A 17617-nucleotide genomic window follows, 5' to 3' on the forward strand; every position below is an offset into this window, starting at 1 on the left:
CCTCAACACTGATTAAAGTTTCACTTTATTTTGTAGGAATAAAGAAAACAGATATAGCTGCGATAAGACCTGCAAAAGAGAATAAGTAAAAATTCCATGCTAAGTCATATTGCATTGTCATAATAATACCGACAAGAATAGGTCCAGCAATTGCACCAACTCGGCCAAGTCCAAGTCCCCAGCCTAAGGAGGTAGCTCGTATATGTGATGGGAAGTATTGTGTTACATAAGCATTTAATATTTGAGTAATACCGACTGATCCAATTCCAGCAAGACCAATTAAAAGATAAATGATTGTAACAGATGGTTTAATTGTTAGTAGTCCAATACATATGGCTGCCATAAGATAGGAGATGCTAATAACAATTTTTGCTCCTATACGATCGGCAATCGCCCCAGCAAATAATGCGCCGATAGCTGCAGTAATATTTAGCATAAGTAGAAATGATAAACTAGATCCAAGAGGATATCCTGCCTGACGCATCATCTGTGGTAACCAAGTATTTAAACCGTATATTAAAAACATTCCCATTATATAAGTGATCCAAAAAAGTAGCGTTGCTTTTATGTATTCTTTTGAGAATAACGTAAGAAATCCATTTTTCTTTTGTATATTAGATGGTGCTTCAGAAATTTCATCTTTTACATGGAATTCAATTTGAAAGCGATTAAGAATTTTGTTCACTTCTTCTTGTCGATTCCGCGATAATAAAAATTGAATGGACTCAGGTAAATAAAGAATAATGAAAGGAATGAGGAGTAGCGGAATCATTCCGATGCCAAACATAATTCTCCATCCGAAATCTTCTAACATAAACATGGATAAAATAGCACCTAACACGATACCTAAAGGATAGCCGGTAAACATAAGAGCATAAATAAAAGATTGCCGTTTTTTTGATGAATATTCAACAGTAAGTGCGGAAGCCGTTGGGATAACACCGCCTAATCCGATTCCTCCGATAAATCGAGATAGCCCAAATACTTCAGGAGAAGGAGCAATTGCAGCTAAGCCCATTGTGATAGAAAAAAGAGCTAAACAGCATATAAGTGTCCACTTTCGTCCAATTAAATCTGTAATGGTTCCGATTAGAATAGCGCCAATAAACATCCCAAATAGAGCATAGCTGGCAATTGTTCCAGCTTGAGCTGGTGATAGTGCCCAGCTGTTGTCTTCTAAAAGCTTTGGCAGAACGGCACCGTAAATACCTAAATCATATCCGTCAGCTAGAATGGCGAGCCAACAAATAAAAACAACAAGTTTTGTAATAGAGCTTGAAAAGATAGTTTCTGTAGATTCTAGATGAGGTGGAGCAGAAGGTTGCATAGTATTCACCCCTTTTATTTGTAGATGAATATATTATTTTATTTACTGTTAATATTCCCCTTCTTATGTCGAAATTTATATGAAAAGGTGTCATGAAAAACAAAGAAGTTCAACAGGATTCTTGTTGAACTTCTTTGTTTTTTTATTCGTTATCAACTCGTTTTAATGGTTGATCTGCTGGCCCTTCCATAACATCGCCATCAATTGAAAAACGAGAACCGTGGCAAGGACAATCCCAAGTACAATCACCGTTATTCCATTCAACTTCACAGCCGAGGTGTGTACAAGTCGTATCGACGATATGTAGTTTTCCTTCTTTATCTTTATAAGCACCTGCTCGTTTACCGTTGACATGTACAACGGATCCTTCGCCAACTTCAAGATCCTCTGGTTTACGTAATGCAGTTTCAAGTTTCCCTTCAATTAAATGTTTAGCAACATCAATGTTTTGAGAAAGGAATGTTTTTATATCTGGATTTGCATGAAAGCGTGATGGTGCAAACAGCTCTTTATATGGGCTGTGGACTTTTAGAATGGAATCCTTCAGTAAATGAGCTGCAGCAGTTCCTGTTGTCATTCCCCATTTGCGATATCCAGTTGCAACAAATATATTTGGATTGCTTTCGTTAATATGTCCGATATAAGGGAGCTTGTCTAGCGTAATCAAATCTTGCGCTGACCATCTATAGGGAACTTCATCTACTCCAAAAGTTGCTTCAGCAAAAGAATAGAGTGCTTCATAATGAAGCATCGTATTTATTCCCTGTCCCGTTTTATGGCTCTCTCCGCCAATCAAAATCAACTTTTCTCCATTGTTTGTTATATAGCGTAAGGAGCGTTTTGGATCATCAATACTTAAATACATGCCACCTGGATAATCTGTTTTTGCTTTTATTGCAAGAGCATAGGAGCGTTCTGCGTACATTCGCGTAAAGAAAAAGCTATTCGCATCATAAAAAGGAAAGTGAGAACAAGAGACGACATATTCACAAGTGATGCGATGCCCCTCTTTTGTAATTACTTGTGGATAATCTCCTTTTTCCACATCCATAGCTGTTGTTTGTTCATAGACCTTTCCTCCCATCTCCACAAACTTTTCTAAAAGTGTTTTCAAATAAAGGAGGGGGTGGAATTGCGCTTGATTTTTCATTACAAGTGCAGATTGTACTGGAATAGGAATCGATAGAGATTGAACATAGTCACAAGGTATATTTAATTTTTGATAAGCTTCATATTCTTTCGATAAATTTCTTAAACCGTTATCAGTAGTTGTATACAAGTATGAATCTTCATTTGAAAAATTACAGTCGATTTTATATGTTTGCACAGTGTCATTTATGAATTGTAGAGCATGATTATTTGATTCATAGTAAAGCCTGGCTTTTTCCACACCGAAATGATTTATTAATTCATCGTAAATAAGATCATGTTGTGCTGTTACTTTTGCTGTTGTATGCCCAGTCGTTCCGTTTAAAATACGACCAGAATCAATTAAAACAACATCGATGCCTTCTTTTGCAAGTAAATAGGCAGTAGTAATACCTGTAATACCAGCACCGATAATAGCAACTTTTGTCTTTATATTTTCGGATAAACGAGGGAAAGTAGGAAACTGAGTAGATTCAATCCAATAAGATAGCGGCAGTTGTGGAAATGTATCACTTGTCATTGCGGAAACCTCCTGATTTTAGAACAATTTTCCTTTTAATATTTCCATAATATATGAAATTCATGTGTGTTGTTTTAGAAGTAGTCTATTTTTATTAAAAGAGGTTATAAATTATTTTAATATAATTAATTAGATGGGGCATTATGAAGTGGTAGGATTTATATAAAACTAAATTCAAGTGATTCTGTTTGTTGATTACATAGGGAGTTATTGAATGAGATAGAGTCTATGGCGTTTAAGAAAATGTCTATATATAGTGGGTAAATCCTTATGGAATCTATACATTTTCTTTAGTGAAATAAAGTATGATTATAAAAATATAACCACCTTTTATTACTAGGTCATAAAAGGTGTTGACAATATAGAAATTCTATTGTTATGATTCATCATGTGGAAAGGTTGATAGAGAGTAAAAAGAGAAATGTTTTTCATTGATAATAAAAGCGAAAAATAAGTGACGATAGAGTGAGTATATTTTCCTTATAATAGATGCTTTTTGGATCATCTAGTAAAATCAATCTGGAAGCAAGAATTGATATATGTAAGTTGCGCAAGGCGCGGCATAAGAAAGGAGCAAAAGGATGAAGGAGCTTCATACGTTTGGGTGGTATGCAGCACGTGTATCACCACATTTGCCGAAAAAAGCATTTAAACCAGTGCCTACTCGTTTATTTGGTGGACTGGCTTATTTGCTTGTGGCATTGGCGGGGTTAATATCGATTGGTGTATTTGAATTGAATGTGTGGGCGAATCTAGGAATTGCGATTGTTCTTGGATTATGTTTTGCTTCACTTGGATTTTTAGGGCATGAAATTTTACATGGAACTGTTGTAAGAAAGGCATGGCTTCGTGATTTCTTAGGCGCGATTGCATTTATGCCATTATCAACAGGACCAAAACTTTGGAGAAAGTGGCATAATGCAACTCATCATGTTCATACACAGCATGAAGAGAATGATCCAGATGCATGGCCGACACTTGAGAAGCTTAAAAAAAGTAAGTTTTTAAGTTGGGTATATCGTATGCCTCTTCATGTACGTTCATTCTTTAGTTTCCTGTCACTAACAATTCAATTTACATTGCATTCAACTCGAATGTTCTTTCATTTTATAAAAGAATTTAAGTCATCGAATCAAAAATCTGTATGGCTTCAACTTCTTTTGCCTTGGACAGTTTGGATTAGTTTATTATTTATTATGGGACCTGGAAAATGGTTATTTGCATATGTGATTCCGTTGTTAATTGCTAACTTTATTGTAATGGCATATATCGCAACAAATCACCGCTTAAATCCAATTGTTCCAGTAAATGATCCGTTAGCAAACTGTTTATCAGTAACAGTGCCGCGCTGGGTAGACGTTTTACATTTCAATTTCTCGTATCATACAGAACATCATCTGTTCCCTGCTATGAGCTCTAAATACTATCCGTTAGTAAAAGAGAAGATTAAAGAAATGTGGCCGGAACGCTATCACGAAATGCCGATGACAAAAGCATTGGCAGCACTTTGGAATACACCACGTGTGTATTATCACGGAAGTGAATTAGTTGATCCGCATAGAGAACATTTCTACGGTTCTTTAGGAAATGGATTAGACCCTCATAATATTTCATATCGTGAGGAACATATAGAAGAAAAAGAGAGTATTAAAAAAGTAAATCAGTAAAATTTGATATATTTTGCAGTGAAAAAGCAAGCCATCTCAGGCTTGCTTTTTTTTATAAAGAAACTTCTTTTTTATTCTTTGTATGGACTTGGATAGAGTTTGTCTCTTTGCGCTGTAATCGTTTTTCTAAAAGGTTAACAAAATAAGTAAATAGGAGAACGAGTACGAGATAATATAAACCAACGATTACATATGTATCTAATTGTTGGAAGTTACTTGCGGCAATTGATAAACCCGATCCCCATAATTCGGACAGTCCTACGTAAGCAACAAGTGAGGAATCTTTCAATCCAATAATAAATTGATTACCTAGAGGAGGAAGAGATAGACGAAATGCTTGTGGTAATATAATTCGGCGCATCGCCAAAGGGTAAGGCATGCCTAAAGAGCGAGCAGCTTCTAATTGTCCACGGTCAACGGATTGAATGGATCCACGGAAAATTTCGGTAATATATGCACCGTTATGAATTGCTAAAGCAATTGCTCCTGCCCAAAAAGGGGTGAACACAACAACAGATGTAATACCAAAATAGAGAATTGCGATTTGAACAATTAAAGGTGTACCACGAATAATGGCGATGTAGACATGAGCGATACTATTTAGAACTTTATTGTTAGAGATTCGAAAGAAAGCGAATAGTAATCCAATTAATGAGCCGAGTACTAGGGAAGTTAATGTTAATTGTAATGTGACAATAGTAGCTTTTAAGAGTGTGGGGTAGGTAGAGATAAAAATTTCAAACATGCGTTTCACCTCATAGTGTATAGATTTTAGTAGGGAATGAAATACCCCACATAAAAAGTGGGGCATGATTTATGGAATCTTTGAATAGTTAACTTACTTCGTTTTTGCCTCTTCTCCAAGAATATTACGACCAAACCATTTTTTACTAATCTTTTCGTACGTACCATCTTTAATGATTTCATCTAAAGCTTTATTTACTTTTTTAACCATTTCTTTATCATCTTTGCGAATAGCAATTCCCATTTCATCAAGATTTAATGGTTTTCCAGCTTCTTTTATATTTGATTTACCTTCTTTAATCATTCGAAGACCAACCATTTGATCAGTGATTACTGCGTCCACACGCCCAGGCTCTAAGTCCATAAGAGCGGTAATATCACTATCGTATTCTGTAATTTGATCTGTATGTTTTGAAACAAGAGTTTTAAAGGTACTAGCTTTTACAACACCAATTTTCTTTCCTTTCAAATCTTCTGGAGAAGAGATAGACGTATTCTTTTTAGCTACGAAAATCTGGGCACCAGAGCGATAATATGGGTTTGAGAAACTAACAGCTTTTAATCGTTCTTCTGTAATGGCCATACTTCCTAATATCGCATCATATTTTTTTGATTGTAGACCTTGAATTAGCGTTTCCCACGGATTTGTAATAGGAGCGGGTTTCATTCCCATCTTTTTCGCGAGCGCCTCACCTATTTCTACATCAAATCCGGCAAGTTTTCCGTCATTTTCTTTATAGTTAAAAGGTTTGTATAATCCACTCATCGCATAACGAAATTCCTTTTCACCATTTGATGAAGTAGTCGAGCTTTCCTTACTACAGGCTCCCAGTATGAATGATGTACATAGTGTAATACTCGCAACAATGGTTAATAGTTTTCTTTTCATAAGACCCCTCCTATATATTGATCATACGGATGGTTTTAAGTATGTTATCGAGATATTTTATTTGGACAATTAGTTGTGCACCGTATGAATGTATTTCTTTACGTTTGAAATAGAAGTTACATTATAAAACGTTACGTAAAAACTGTTTTGCTCGTTCATGTGATGGAGCTGAAAAGAATTGCGCTGGCGGAGCATCCTCTACAATTTTTCCGTCATCCATAAAGATGACGCGATCAGCTACATCTCTTGCGAAATTCATTTCATGAGTAACAATCACCATTGTCATTCCTTCTTCAGCAAGTTCTTTCATAACTTGCAATACTTCTCCAACGAGTTCAGGGTCTAAGGCTGAGGTAGGTTCATCAAATAGCATAATTTTAGGATTCATAGCAAGAGCTCGTGCAATCGCAACGCGTTGTTTTTGACCACCTGAAAGTAGGTGAGGAGTTACATCCGCCTTATCTTGTAGGCCGACTTTTTGTAGGAGTTGATTCCCAACGTCCTTCGCGTCTGCTGTTTCCAATTTTTTTACGTGAATAGGTGCTTCTATGATGTTTTCTAGTGAGGTCATATGAGGAAAGAGGTTAAAGTGTTGAAAAACCATACCGACATTTTCACGGACTTTGTTTAAATTTGAATGCTTTGGATCAATTCGTTCACCTTGTAAGTGAATTTCACCTTCATCGTACATTTCTAAAAAGTTAAGACAACGAAGTAATGTACTTTTGCCGGAACCACTGGCACCGATTAAAACAACAACTTCTTTTTCTTTTACTTCTAAATCAATTCCTTTTAAAACATCAAGTGAGCCAAATGATTTTACTAGATTTCGAACTTGAATCATACAAAACCCCCAGTCAAAAATATATTTTACAAATGTTGCCCCTTATTTCTGTTATTAGTCATAAATTGTCAGAATCCTTTATTTTTTTCAGGGGATTTAATATTCAAAGAAATAATGATTTTTAAAATCACTATATCTTTCTATAACGAAAATATGGATAATAATATATAGGTAGTACTTATATTGCTTATAAGAAGGGGGAAAGAAGAGATGGGAAAAGAAAGAAAAACATTTTCCTTTGGCTTGCGTATACAGCTTATGTTATTTACTACAATTCTAGCTTTCATTACATATTCAACAAGTTTAATTTTCATTTACGTTATATATGATTATTTTCAAAGTTATGTAAGTCAAACTGTTTATAATATTATCGTTATGTTATTAGGTGTAGTATGGTCTGGAATTTTAGCGTATGGGGCAGCAATATTTTTAATTAAACCACTTCGAAAGTTGGAAGAAGCAGCAAGGAAAGCGGCTGAAGGTGATATTCGTGAAGATGTCCCATTGCCAAAGACCGATGATGAGATAAAATCTTTAAGTGTTGCATTTAATATGATGCTAGGGAACTTAAGGGGCATGGTAAAAAATATCGATACTACATTTTCGTATACAAATAATCAAGTTCAGCAAATTAGAAAACAAACAGGTGAAGCGACAAAGCAAGCACAAGGTGTGTCTGAAACCCTTGCGGAGATTTCTTCCGGTGCCGAGCAATCAGCAGCATCGATTCAAGCGATCGTTTCTACTGTTGATACAACGACTTCTATTGCAAATGAAGTAGAAGGAAAAGCAAAACAGTCTGACGAGTTGTCTTCAGAAATGGTTCAAGCTTTAGGACAAAGTACACGTGTCTTTACTTCTTTAATTCAAGGTATTCAAACATTGGCGAGAGAAAATGAAGATTCGATGGAAAATGTACAGAAATTAGAAGAGCGAATGAAACAAGTTGAACACATTGTTTCTGTTGTGAGTGAGATTGCTAGCCAAACAAATTTATTAGCACTCAACGCTTCTATTGAGGCAGCTCGTGCAGGAGAGCATGGAAGGGGCTTTGCGGTTGTAGCAGAAGAAGTACGTAAACTTGCTGATGAAAGTGATCATTCCGCAAGAAACATATCGCAGTTATTACGGAATATGCAAGATGAAGTACAGCAAGTCGCATTGAAAATGACAGAGCAGGTGAAGACAGCTAAAGAAGAGGCAAAACGCGGAGAAGCTACAGAATTAATTTTAAAAGAAATGTCATCAAGTGTTATGGAAGTAGCCGATGCAACTAAGCAAATTAGTAATTATATGAATGAACAAGTGAATCACATTTATCAAACAGGAGCACAAACAAAGGCTGTAGCAGCAATTGCGGAAGAAACGTCAGCTGGTTCACAAGAAGTGGCACGTGTGACGTTGCAACAGTCTAAAAATATGATAGCAATCGATCAATTATTAAAAGACTTAGAGAAGCAATCAGCGGATTTAAAACAAACAATTGAACGGTTTTCAATGTAAAAGGAAGAACAGAATGCTGTTCTTCTCTTTTTTATTTAGTTTGATTTAATATTTACAGTTAAACTATGAACGTTTCCGCAACATTCTTTTCTGTCCCTTTCGGATGAAAATTATAGCGAGCTATAATATTAAAAGGGGTGTCTTTTATGAAAAAAGAAAAAAGACAACGATTAATTAAACAATTTGTAAAGGAGTATGAAATAGAGAAGCAAGAAAGATTAGTAGAATTGTTAGCAAAAAAAGATGTATTAGTAACACAAGCTACAGTTTCTCGAGATATTCGTGAGTTAAATTTAACGAAGGTACCTTCTCAAGAAGGATTAATGATATATAAATTTTTCTCAGAAGAGCATTTACAAACTGATATAAAGTTAAAGAAAAAATTACGAGAGGTTGTTGTAAAAATTGATTGTGTAGATCAATTAATGGTTATTAAAACATTACCCGGTAATGCACATGTTATTGGTGTTTTGTTTGATGAGCTAGATTGGAAAGAAAAAATAGGATGTGTATGTGGAAATGATACATGCCTTATCATTTCTCAGTCAAAATCAGATAGGGAGATTTTAGAAGAAAGGTTAAATTTAATTATTTAGATGCAAAATCCTGTTTTTAATAAAAATTAAAAACAGGATTTTTGTTTAAATACGGAAGTTAAATATTCAACATATATGCGTAATATATGTGTTTTTTTATTGAAAAATCGGGATGAAGTGTTATAAAAATACAAATTCATATGATTTTAAAAAAATAACTTGTTTAATATTTCACAATGATAATGTGGATGCTTTCACAAAGATGAAGGCGCGTAGCATTTATTATGTACTTGTAAGACATCAAACATATTTAAAAGGAGGTACAACAAATGAAGCATCCGATACATGTTACTTCAGAGATTGGGGAATTACAAACAGTTTTATTAAAACGACCTGGTAAAGAAGTGGAAAACTTAACGCCAGATTATTTGCAACAATTATTATTTGACGATATTCCATACTTACCAATTATTCAAAAAGAGCATGATTATTTTGCACAAACATTACGCAATCGGGGTGTTGAAGTTCTTTATTTAGAAAAACTAGCTGCTGAGGCATTAGTAGATAAAAAACTTCGAGAAGAATTTGTTGATCGTATTTTAGAAGAAGGACAGGCTGACGTAAATGTTGCACATCAAACTTTAAAAGAATATTTACTTTCCTTTTCAAATGAAGAATTAATTCAAAAAATTATGGGTGGTGTACGGAAAAACGAGATTGAAACAAGTAAGAAGACACATTTATATGAATTAATGGAAGATCATTATCCGTTTTACTTAGACCCAATGCCTAATTTATATTTTACTCGTGATCCAGCAGCTAGCGTGGGCGATGGCTTAACGATAAATAAGATGAGAGAACCGGCGCGTAGACGTGAATCATTATTCATGGAGTACATCATTAAATATCATCCAAGATTTGCAAATCACAATGTACCAATTTGGCTAGATCGTGATTATAAGTTTCCAATTGAAGGTGGCGATGAGCTAATTTTAAATGAAGAAACAATTGCAATTGGAGTATCTGCCCGTACGTCAGCTAAAGCAATTGAACGTTTAGCTAAAAATCTTTTTAGTCGACAAAATAAAATTAAGAAAGTGTTAGCAATAGAAATTCCAAAATGCCGAGCATTTATGCATTTAGATACAGTGTTTACAATGGTTGATTATGACAAGTTTACAATTCACCCAGCCATTCAAGGGCCAAAAGGAAATATGAATATTTATATTTTAGAAAAAGGTCCAGATGTGGAAACTCTTAAAATTACACATCGCACTTCTTTAATGGAAGCATTAAAAGAGGTATTAGGTTTAAGTGAATTAGTTCTTATTCCTTGTGGAGGAGGAGATGCAATTGCTTCCGCTCGTGAACAATGGAATGATGGTTCTAATACATTAGCAATTGCGCCAGGTGTAGTTGTTACATATGATCGCAACTATGTATCCAATACGTTATTGCGGGAACATGGTATAGAAGTCATTGAGGTGCTAAGTTCGGAATTATCTCGTGGGCGTGGGGGTCCACGTTGCATGAGTATGCCAATTGTTCGTAAAGATATTTAGTATAAATAACGGAGAAAGTAGGGATGAAGTATGTTAATGACTAGACCAAATTTAAAAGGAAGAAGTTTTCTAGCTGAAAAAGATTTTACACAAGAAGAATTGCTATATTTTCTAGATTTAGCAGCAGAATTAAAAGAGAAAAAGAAAAACGGTGTCCCACATCATTATTTAGAAGGTAAAAATGTAGCGCTATTATTTGAAAAAACCTCTACTCGTACGCGATGTGCATTTACAGTAGCATGTACAGATTTAGGTGCGAACCCTGAATATTTAGGGAAAGGTGATATTCAGCTTGGAAAAAAAGAATCCGTTGAGGATACAGCAAAAGTGTTAGGACGTATGTTTGACGGAATTGAGTTTCGTGGATTTAATCATGAAACTGTAGAATCTTTAGCACAAAATTCTGGTGTACCGGTTTGGAATGGATTAACAGATATGTGGCATCCAACACAAACACTTGCAGATTTATTAACAATTAGAGAACATGTAGGGAAATTAAAAAATGTGAAGCTTGTTTACGTTGGAGATGGACGAAATAATGTTGCTAATAGTTTACTAGTTGGTGGAGCGATTGTTGGAATGGATGTACGTATTTGTACACCGGAATCTTTATGGCCAGAGCAAGAAGTAATTGATTTAGCAAAAAAATATAATGAACAGGTAATGATAACAAGTAATGTGGAAGAAGCTGTTGCAAATGCAGATGTAATTTATACAGATGTATGGGTGTCTATGGGAGAAGAAGAAAAATTTGCTGAACGTGTCGAGTTATTGAAACCTTATCAAGTAAATATGAAAATGATTAAAGAAACAGGGAATGAAAACGTGATTTTCTTACATTGTTTACCCGCATTCCATGATGTTGAAACGATGTATGGTGAGGAAGTTTATGAGAAATATGGGCTGAGAGAAATGGAGGTAACTGACGAAGTATTCCGCAGTAAACATTCAAAAGTATTTGATCAGGCTGAAAATAGAATGCATACAATTAAAGCGGTTATGGCAGCTACTTTAGGAAACATGGAGTAAAGAAGAAAGGGAGTCTTCCTTTCTTCTTTCTCCTCCTTTAGACACTATCATTCACTATTGCTTTCGTATTGTTATTGCAATTAAAGAGAGGTGAGTGGAATGGGTGAAGATAAGAAATTAGGGTTGTTTACATTAACGGCGCTTGTAGTGGGGTCTATGATTGGCGGTGGAGCATTTAATTTAGCAAGTGATATGGCAAAAGGTGCTGGTGCTGGAGCCATTATTATTGGTTGGGTTATAACAGGAATTGGGATGATTGCGCTTGGATTATCTTTTCAAAATCTAACTGTAAAACGGCCAGATTTAGATGGTGGTATTTTTAGTTATGCAAAAGCAGGATTTGGGAATTTTATGGGATTTAATAGTGCGTGGGGATATTGGCTATCTGCCTGGCTTGGTAATGTAGCTTACGGCACATTATTGTTTTCTTCATTAGGGTATTTCTTCCCAATCTTTGAGGGCGGTCAAAATGTAGCATCCATTATTGGTGCAAGCGTATTATTATGGTGTGTTCACATGTTAATTTTACGTGGAGTTCAATCAGCAGCACTTGTGAATTTAGTAACTACAATCGCAAAATTAGTACCTGTATTTGTATTTATTGTTATAGGAATCTTCGCGTTTCATATTGATACGTTCCTAGATGGATTTTGGGGACAAACTGGTTCTTTTTCATGGGGAGCAGTTGGCAGCCAAGTTAAAAGTACAATGCTTGTAACTTTATGGGTGTTCATTGGGGTAGAAGGGGCTGTTGTTTTATCAAGTCGAGCAAAAAATAGAAGTGATGTAGGGAAAGCAACGGTTATTGGCTTAATTGGTACACTCATCATTTACATTTTAATTACATTACTGTCTCTTGGACTTATGCAGCAAGCAGATATTGCTAATTTAAAAAATCCGTCTATGGCTTATTTATTTGAAAGTGTTGTTGGAAAATGGGGTGCTATCTTTATTAATTTAGGTTTAGTTATCTCTGTATTAGGTGCTTGGTTAGGTTGGACTTTACTCGCATCTGAAATTCCGTATTTGGCGGCTAAAGATGGAGTATTTCCAAAATGGTTTGCAAAAGAAAATAAAAATAAAGCTCCAATAAATTCATTATGGATAACAAATGGCTTAATTCAAATGTTCTTATTAACATTCGTCGTTTCCGATCAGGCGTATAACTTTGCATTCTCATTAGCATCTTCAGCTATTTTAATCCCATATGCTTTTTCAGCATTTTATCAACTGAAGCATAGCTTAAAGTCTGAAGAAGCGGATCGAAATAAAAATATAATAATTGGTTTGATAGCAAGTATGTACGGTGTGTGGTTAGTTTATGCAGCTGGTTTAGAGTATTTATTATTAACAATGACTTTATATGCGCCAGGTATTTTTATTTTTTACAATGTTCAAAGGCAAAAGAGTTCGAAGCAAATATTTACTCGAGTGGAATTAGCATCATCGGTAGCAATTGGTGCTTTAGCATTCTTTGCGATTTATGGATTAATTACAGGCAGTATTACTTTATAAAGCGTTGTGAAATCGAAATCAACTGGAGGGCTGAAATATGGCACGAAGAAAAATTGTAGTTGCACTAGGGGGAAATGCGATACAGTCTGGAAAAGCTACTGCGGGAGCACAGCAAGAAGCGTTAGAAAAAACAGCGGAACAACTTGTGAAAATAATGGAAAATGATGTAGATATAGTAATTGCGCATGGAAATGGTCCACAAGTGGGAAATATTTTATTACAGCAAAAAGCTGCAGAAACGGAAAAGACACCTGCAATGCCATTAGATACTTGTGGTGCAATGAGCCAAGGGATGATTGGATATTGGATGGAAAATGCGATTGAAAAGGCATTGAAAAAAAGGAATATAAAAAAAGACGTAGCAACGGTTATAACACGCGTTGTCGTGGATGAAAAAGATGAGGCATTTAAAAATCCAACTAAACCAATTGGTCCTTTTTATACAGAAGAAGAGGCCAGAAGATTAATGGAAGAAACAAAAGCAGTGTTTAAAGAAGATGCTGGCAGAGGGTGGAGACGTGTTGTTCCATCACCGAAGCCTGTAAGTATTCATGAACATAAAGTAATTAATTCTTTAGTTGAGGATGGAAATATAGTGATAGCTGTTGGTGGTGGTGGAATTCCAGTAATTGATTCTGAAGAAGGGTTAAAAGGAACTGAAGCGGTTATCGATAAAGATTTCGCTGCGCAGAAATTAGCTGAATTAGTAGAAGCCGATACGCTCGTAATTTTAACTGCAGTTGATCATGTGTATGTAAATTATAATCAACTGAATCAAAAGAAATTAGAGCATGTCACAGTGAATCAATTAGAAGAATACATGGAAGAACAACAATTTGCTGCGGGAAGTATGCTTCCAAAAATTGAAGCTGCTATTAATTTTGTTAATACAAATCCAAAAAGAAAAACAATTATTACGTCTTTAGAAAAAGTATATGAAGCACTAGAAGAAAAAGCTGGTACTATTATTTCTAAACAGAATGTATGCATGTATGTTTAAATAATTATGTACGCTATTTATTAGTAAAAAAGAATGGAGTTAGTAACTTCATTCTTTTTATGTATTAATATTTTTTGTACTCATTGTTCATAAAGTTTTCATGATGAAATCTGAATATATAAGTTAATTATGATAAAATTAAATCTGAATACGCTTTCTTGATTTTTCGCTCCAACATACAGCAAGAGAGAGGGAATCTTATGAATAGACGGAACGTAGTTAAAGATTTAAAGCAATTTGAATTATTTGCTCATTTAACAGAAAAGAAATTGAAAGGTTTGACGGAGTTTGTCTATTGGCGAACTTATAAAAAGGGTCAATTTTTATTTTTAGAAGGGGATTCAAGAGAAAGAATTTACTTCATGTTAGATGGTTTTGTAAAGTTAGAGCGGGTAAATCAAAGTGGAAATTTATTATATGATGACTATGTAAAGCGGTATTCTATTTTTCCTTATGGTGGTATGTTTACAGACAGAGGATATAACTATACGGCAGAAGCGATGACAGATGTAGAGGTATATTATATTCCGACAGTAATTTTTGAAGATATGGTGAAATCTAGTAGGACGCAATTAATGTACGTTGTTCAGCAATTATCATCAATATTAAAACTAAACGAAAATCGAGTGCAAAACATTACAATTCCTAATGCACAAGATCGAGTCATTCAAACATTAAATTATTTAATGCAAGATTTAGGAGAACAGAGTGGCGAAACGATTGTAATTTCATGCCCACTTACAACAATTGAAATATCGAAAATATCTGGTACGTCTCGAGAGACGGTTAGCGGCGTATTAAAACAATTAAAAAACGATAGTATTGTTACAATTCTGGATAAAAAAATTACAATACATAATCCAACATATTTTGAGGAAATCTCTATGTGAAAATTGCATATGGATTTTCTAATTCATACTGTATATTAATAAAGTTCTTTATATATTTATAAGGAGCTTTTTTACGTTATCCTCTATAAAAAGATTGTATAGCATGGTAATAATAGCTAAAATCGATAATAAAAAAGTAAGGGGAAGGAGAGAAAGAATGGTCCGAATTGAGTATGATCGATTAGTAGCTATTTGTTACAGTATAGGGGTTTTGTTATTATTAAAAATTCCAAACGATAATGAATTAATTGGGGAAAAACTATTCAATTTCTTTAATGTTCCGGTATATACATATACTTATATGGATTATAAAGTCTCAAATATAGTAATCGTTTCTTTCATACTACATGTAATCGCATTTATATTATTTGTAAAATGGTTAGTAAAAAAGAAAGCTAGTACATTTAGAACAATGAATAAGATAAAAGTAGTAGGCATTAGTATTTTGATTTTAATGATGCCTTTTATGCTAAATAACATCCTCCAGACATTGAATAAAACATGGTACTACGCAGGAAAAACAGGGGTAGAGGCGATAGAATATAAAAAAGAAGATAGTCAATGTAGAATGGAGAAAAATGGGGGGGATATTGAACAAAAGTGCATTGTTACTTTAAAAAATTATCGTAATCATTCACAAGCATTAAAAATTGTTTTATATGATAATGCAACAGAGACTTCCAAAAGTTATCCAGTACCGAAACCAGTCTATTTACAAAAACATGAGACAAAGCAATTCGAATTTCAAATTCCTGTTGCTTATAATACCGGTATTGAGAAAGATAAAGTACCAAATATAAAATTACATTCATTGCATAAAAATGATGAGAAATACAATTAATCCGTAATTGAAAGGTTATGAGTAGGAGCAATAATTTGAAACGATATAGAAAATCAACTTGAATCATCCAACATGCTGCGAGGTAACGGCATATTGGATGATTTTTTATTTTATCCCCTTTTTTACGTATGAAAGGGTGGGATACTTTGTTGAAAACGAAAAACATTGCAAGGATCATATATGGTTTTCACTTTACGTAATCTTTGAAAGTTAGAGCCATAATAACTAGTTTGCCAATTTTTAATGTCGATATCGGGCCAATTGACATAATCACCTAGCGTATAAGGATTTAAGTTTTCTCTTAAATCTTTAACCCAGTGTATATTTCGATTTTCTTCATCATCGCATTTCCAAGAAGTAATGTATTCTTGCGCAATAATTGCTTTGCGATGGAAATAAGCTGTTTCAGTAGGCGAAATATTTTCCACAGCACCTACGAGCGATTGGTGCCAAATACTCGCATCTTTATTTGGTGCATGAGAAAGAAAATATTGCATAATCTGAATGCCTTTAAGAGGGATAGGTTTATATACGTAGGAACCGGACCGTTTGAAGTTTTCAGGGATGTTGCCACTGTTAAAAAATTCAACAGCCTTTATATAAGGAACTTCATCTATAAAGAGAGAGGGGGTACCAGTTTCAAGAAGCGGTGATAATAAGGAATGGAGTTCAGAGGGAGAGCCAACAAACTCACCTTGTGCCTCAATTTTATTTTGTTGCTTTGCGAATAATTCAATTGATGAAGTGAGACGTTCGTCTATATAAGGCGCCCAGTTTTGCCAAGCTTGAAATGCAGCGATAAAATCTTCCCATTCCCATGTGATGGAGAAGATTGATACATTTTTTATAGGATGTACTCGAAAAGTTAAAGAAGTAACAATTCCGAAGTTTCCACCACCACCGCCGCGGCACGCCCAAAACAAGTTAGGGTTTTCTTGTTCGTTTGCACGAATGATTTTTGCGCTCAATTTACCGCATGCTTGTACCATTTCAACTTCTACTAATTGATCACATGTTAATCCAAATAAGCGTGAAAGCATACCGATACCACCACCAAGTGTTAATCCAACAATTCCAACACTTGCACTTGTACCAGCCGGTATTGTAACACCATAATTCCAAAGCTCTTTATAAACCGTGCCAAGATTTGCACCAGCTTCAATTGTTACTGTTAATTTATTTGTATTAACAGTAATGCGATGCATTTCACTCACATCAATAATAAGTCCTCTATTTAAAAGAGAAAAATTTTCATAGCTATGACGTCCGCTTCTTAAGCGAAATGGTATATGACGTTCACGTGCCCATTTTAAGGCATTACACACATCATTTTTATTTTGGCAAAAAACAATAATACAAGGGAGTTTTGGAATACTTAAATTTAAATTCATTCGGGCTACGTCATAGTCAGGATCTGAGGGAACAACGATACGACCTGTTAATTTTGTTTGTTTCAATTTATCACTCCTTTCTAAAATAAGCAGTGCTTTTTATTAATATATGAAAAGCGTATGTAACGTGCGTGGACAAGAGCAGGTAAGAATGAGATTTACCTTTGTGAGAAATAAATAAAGTGAAGGCTAATAATCAGTGGGAGTTTT

The 17617-nt window shown here is 34.7% G+C and carries 15 protein-coding genes and 1 pseudogene; 10 read left to right on the plus strand and 6 right to left on the minus strand.

Translation table 11 applies throughout. From position 1 onward, the window contains the following. Nucleotides 1-25 precede the first annotated feature (25 nt). Both MHB70_RS01165 and MHB70_RS01170 read right to left on the minus strand, forming a co-directional pair. Nucleotides 26-1327 carry an MFS transporter gene (locus MHB70_RS01165; RefSeq protein WP_001183103.1) on the minus strand — a complete coding sequence of 434 codons (1302 nt, stop codon included), beginning with the start codon at nucleotides 1325-1327 and terminating at the stop codon, nucleotides 26-28. Between the two features lie 142 nt (nucleotides 1328-1469). Next, nucleotides 1470-2996, minus strand: coding sequence for an FAD-dependent oxidoreductase (locus MHB70_RS01170; RefSeq protein ID WP_000199982.1), 1527 nt, complete (start codon nucleotides 2994-2996; stop codon nucleotides 1470-1472). Between the two features lie 581 nt (nucleotides 2997-3577). Here MHB70_RS01170 and MHB70_RS01175 point away from each other — a divergent pair. Further along, nucleotides 3578-4663: a fatty acid desaturase family protein gene (locus tag MHB70_RS01175; protein WP_000661221.1), complete on the plus strand. Its 1086-nt coding sequence runs from the start codon at nucleotides 3578-3580 to the stop codon at nucleotides 4661-4663. Between the two features lie 52 nt (nucleotides 4664-4715). Here MHB70_RS01175 and MHB70_RS01180 read toward each other — a convergent pair whose 3' ends face one another. From MHB70_RS01180 to MHB70_RS01190, 3 genes are all read right to left on the minus strand, one after another. Further along, on the minus strand, nucleotides 4716-5408 hold the full coding sequence (locus MHB70_RS01180) for an amino acid ABC transporter permease (protein ID WP_000461553.1): 693 nt from the start codon (nucleotides 5406-5408) through the stop codon (nucleotides 4716-4718). Between the two features lie 93 nt (nucleotides 5409-5501). Then, on the minus strand, nucleotides 5502-6296 hold the full coding sequence (locus tag MHB70_RS01185; protein WP_000823745.1) for an ABC transporter substrate-binding protein: 795 nt from the start codon (nucleotides 6294-6296) through the stop codon (nucleotides 5502-5504). A 121-nt stretch (nucleotides 6297-6417) separates the two neighbouring features. After that, on the minus strand, nucleotides 6418-7140 hold the full coding sequence (locus tag MHB70_RS01190) for an amino acid ABC transporter ATP-binding protein (RefSeq protein WP_000616929.1): 723 nt from the start codon (nucleotides 7138-7140) through the stop codon (nucleotides 6418-6420). Nucleotides 7141-7515: 375 nt separating this feature from the next. Between MHB70_RS01190 and MHB70_RS31070 the strand changes: the two are divergent. From MHB70_RS31070 to MHB70_RS01230, 9 genes and pseudogenes are all read left to right on the plus strand, one after another. Next, a pseudogene (locus MHB70_RS31070) lies at nucleotides 7516-7701 on the plus strand (HAMP domain-containing protein); the annotation flags it as partial. Between the two features lie 15 nt (nucleotides 7702-7716). Further along, entirely contained in the window at nucleotides 7717-8643 is a 927-nt protein-coding gene (locus MHB70_RS01195; RefSeq protein ID WP_406565772.1) for a methyl-accepting chemotaxis protein, read from the plus strand. A gap of 146 nt (nucleotides 8644-8789) precedes the next feature. Continuing rightward, on the plus strand, nucleotides 8790-9239 hold the full coding sequence (argR, locus tag MHB70_RS01200; RefSeq protein ID WP_000711836.1) for an arginine repressor: 450 nt from the start codon (nucleotides 8790-8792) through the stop codon (nucleotides 9237-9239). 269 nt (nucleotides 9240-9508) lie between these two features. Beyond that, nucleotides 9509-10741, plus strand: a complete 1233-nt coding sequence (gene arcA / locus MHB70_RS01205; RefSeq protein WP_000682324.1) for an arginine deiminase — start codon at nucleotides 9509-9511, stop codon at nucleotides 10739-10741. Nucleotides 10742-10771: 30 nt separating this feature from the next. Then, entirely contained in the window at nucleotides 10772-11770 is a 999-nt protein-coding gene (gene argF / locus MHB70_RS01210) for an ornithine carbamoyltransferase (RefSeq protein ID WP_000930304.1), read from the plus strand. Between the two features lie 99 nt (nucleotides 11771-11869). After that, on the plus strand, nucleotides 11870-13285 hold the full coding sequence (gene arcD, locus MHB70_RS01215; RefSeq protein ID WP_000503405.1) for an arginine-ornithine antiporter: 1416 nt from the start codon (nucleotides 11870-11872) through the stop codon (nucleotides 13283-13285). A 37-nt stretch (nucleotides 13286-13322) separates the two neighbouring features. Then, entirely contained in the window at nucleotides 13323-14285 is a 963-nt protein-coding gene (gene arcC, locus MHB70_RS01220) for a carbamate kinase (protein ID WP_000113959.1), read from the plus strand. 200 nt (nucleotides 14286-14485) lie between these two features. After that, nucleotides 14486-15175: a Crp/Fnr family transcriptional regulator gene (locus tag MHB70_RS01225; protein ID WP_001081909.1), complete on the plus strand. Its 690-nt coding sequence runs from the start codon at nucleotides 14486-14488 to the stop codon at nucleotides 15173-15175. A gap of 157 nt (nucleotides 15176-15332) precedes the next feature. After that, entirely contained in the window at nucleotides 15333-16016 is a 684-nt protein-coding gene (locus MHB70_RS01230) for a hypothetical protein (RefSeq protein ID WP_000251621.1), read from the plus strand. A gap of 122 nt (nucleotides 16017-16138) precedes the next feature. Here the strand turns inward: MHB70_RS01230 and MHB70_RS01235 are convergent, their stop codons facing one another. Then, nucleotides 16139-17473 carry an FAD-binding oxidoreductase gene (locus tag MHB70_RS01235; protein ID WP_061529441.1) on the minus strand — a complete coding sequence of 445 codons (1335 nt, stop codon included), beginning with the start codon at nucleotides 17471-17473 and terminating at the stop codon, nucleotides 16139-16141. Nucleotides 17474-17617: the final 144 nt, after the last annotated feature.

The sequence above is a fragment of the Bacillus sp. FSL M7-1020 genome (assembly GCF_038050415.1).
GTDB lineage: Bacteria > Bacillota > Bacilli > Bacillales > Bacillaceae_G > Bacillus_A > Bacillus_A toyonensis.

Coding starts and splice junctions, on each gene's coding strand:
- MHB70_RS01165 (WP_001183103.1), bottom strand. CDS start 1,327: ATGCAACCTTCTGCTCCACCTCATCTAGAATCTACAGAAACTATCTTT.
- MHB70_RS01170 (WP_000199982.1), bottom strand. CDS start 2,996: ATGACAAGTGATACATTTCCACAACTGCCGCTATCTTATTGGATTGAA.
- MHB70_RS01175 (WP_000661221.1), top strand. CDS start 3,578: ATGAAGGAGCTTCATACGTTTGGGTGGTATGCAGCACGTGTATCACCA.
- MHB70_RS01180 (WP_000461553.1), bottom strand. CDS start 5,408: ATGTTTGAAATTTTTATCTCTACCTACCCCACACTCTTAAAAGCTACT.
- MHB70_RS01185 (WP_000823745.1), bottom strand. CDS start 6,296: ATGAAAAGAAAACTATTAACCATTGTTGCGAGTATTACACTATGTACA.
- MHB70_RS01190 (WP_000616929.1), bottom strand. CDS start 7,140: ATGATTCAAGTTCGAAATCTAGTAAAATCATTTGGCTCACTTGATGTT.
- MHB70_RS01195 (WP_406565772.1), top strand. CDS start 7,717: ATGGTAAAAAATATCGATACTACATTTTCGTATACAAATAATCAAGTT.
- argR (WP_000711836.1), top strand. CDS start 8,790: ATGAAAAAAGAAAAAAGACAACGATTAATTAAACAATTTGTAAAGGAG.
- arcA (WP_000682324.1), top strand. CDS start 9,509: ATGAAGCATCCGATACATGTTACTTCAGAGATTGGGGAATTACAAACA.
- argF (WP_000930304.1), top strand. CDS start 10,772: ATGTTAATGACTAGACCAAATTTAAAAGGAAGAAGTTTTCTAGCTGAA.
- arcD (WP_000503405.1), top strand. CDS start 11,870: ATGGGTGAAGATAAGAAATTAGGGTTGTTTACATTAACGGCGCTTGTA.
- arcC (WP_000113959.1), top strand. CDS start 13,323: ATGGCACGAAGAAAAATTGTAGTTGCACTAGGGGGAAATGCGATACAG.
- MHB70_RS01225 (WP_001081909.1), top strand. CDS start 14,486: ATGAATAGACGGAACGTAGTTAAAGATTTAAAGCAATTTGAATTATTT.
- MHB70_RS01230 (WP_000251621.1), top strand. CDS start 15,333: ATGGTCCGAATTGAGTATGATCGATTAGTAGCTATTTGTTACAGTATA.